Here is a 1561-nt window from a genome sequence, read left to right as displayed (position 1 = left end):
CTGGATGCACTGAAAGCGACGATGCCAGCAGGAACTGTTACGGGTTCCCCGAAACCAATCGCTATGGACATGATTGATGAACTGGAAGATCAACATCGTGGGATTTACGGAGGCGCTATCGGATATATTGGTCTTAACGGTAATATCGACTTCGCATTGACAATCCGTACAATGCTCGTAAAAGAAGGCAAAGCGTATGTTCAGGCAGGTGCGGGGATAGTAGGAGCTTCTGTACCTTCATTAGAATATAAAGAGACGTCCAATAAAGCCCGTTCTTTACTAGAAGTAACGGAAATGACAAAGTGATTGCCTAGGTTCAAGCCGTGCCGAACGATCAAGTGAACATCTAGACGAGAAGGGAAGAGATGAGTATGGAGAGGTTTTTAAGCATAGTAGAGAAGCAACGCCACCTGATGTATGAAGAGATGAAAGAAGCTGCCGAGCTGATGTTCAATGAAGCGACAGATGAAGATCTCATTGCACAGTTTTTGATCGCGTTATCGAAAAAAGGTGAAACATCACATGAAGTAGCGGCATTGGCGGCTGTTATGAAGTCATATGCAAATGACCTGACGCCTACAGAGGCGCGTTATCTAGATAACTGCGGAACGGGTGGAGATGGAGTCAATACATTCAATATTAGTACGACGGCTGCATTTGTTTTGGCGGGTGCTGGGGTCCGGGTTGCGAAACATGGTAACCGTAAAATCTCCAGCGCATCGGGAAGTCAGGATGTCCTAGATGCACTTGGCATTCATTCCGACTTCCAGATATCGGATATGCAAAACTTACTGGAACAACAAGGAATTGCATTCTTATTCGCGCCCGCTGTTCATCCGAAAATGAAACGGATTGGCACTATACGCAACAAAATTGGTAAGACAACGATCTTCAATTTGGTTGGACCTTTGACGAATCCTGTATCACTTGAAACTCAATTTACCGGTATTAATCGTCCGGATTTCATCATGGAATACGCATCAGTACTCCGGATGTTAGGGCGGGAGAGAGCGATTGTTGTAAGTGGGGCAGGCGGAATGGATGAGGCATCTCTTGCGGGCCAGAATGAATTTGTATTTCTCGATCATGGTGATTTAATTCCATTTTCATTGACTGCGGATGACGTAGGGCTTGAATATGCACCGTTGTCGGCAATTAAAGGTGGAGATGCAGTAGAAAATGCCGCGACTACTCGATCGATCTTAGGTGGAGAACGTGGGCCAAAGTTTGATACGGTCGTGTTGAATGCAGGTATTGGTTTATTTGCAAATGGGCATGTTTCTACAATTCAAGAAGGCGTGAAAGTAGCTACTGAAAGTATCTTGTCAGGCAAGGCGTTAGCAAAACTAGATGCCGTTGTCGCATTTAGCGAAAAGATTCGGCAGAAGGCGGTTATCCAATGACGATTTTAGAAAAAATTATTGCACAGAAGAAAATAGAAGTAGATCAATTGCTAGCGAGTAACGTGACGTTTCCGGAACGGGAGATTACACGTCCGTCACTCTATCAGACGTTGGTGAAAGCGAAACAACTGCAAGTCATCTCTGAAATGAAACGTGCA

Annotated in this window: 2 protein-coding genes; both read left to right on the top strand. The window is 44.9% G+C overall.

Annotation, left to right across the window (positions count from 1 at the left end; translation table 11 throughout):
• Nucleotides 1-306, top strand: a 306-nt coding sequence (locus tag CVD27_RS04970) for a chorismate-binding protein (protein WP_180960154.1), incomplete at its 5' end; no start/stop codon positions are given.
• A 65-nt stretch (nt 307-371) separates the two neighbouring features.
• Entirely contained in the window at nt 372-1403 is a 1032-nt protein-coding gene (trpD, locus tag CVD27_RS04965) for an anthranilate phosphoribosyltransferase (RefSeq protein WP_374703043.1), read from the top strand.
• The last annotated feature ends 158 nt before the right edge of the window (nt 1404-1561 follow it).

The organism is Neobacillus cucumis (assembly GCF_002860255.1).
Lineage (GTDB): Bacteria > Bacillota > Bacilli > Bacillales > Cytobacillaceae > Neobacillus > Neobacillus cucumis_A.
The sequence above is the reverse complement of the archived record's forward strand: the minus strand, read 5'-3'. Positions and strand labels throughout refer to the sequence as shown.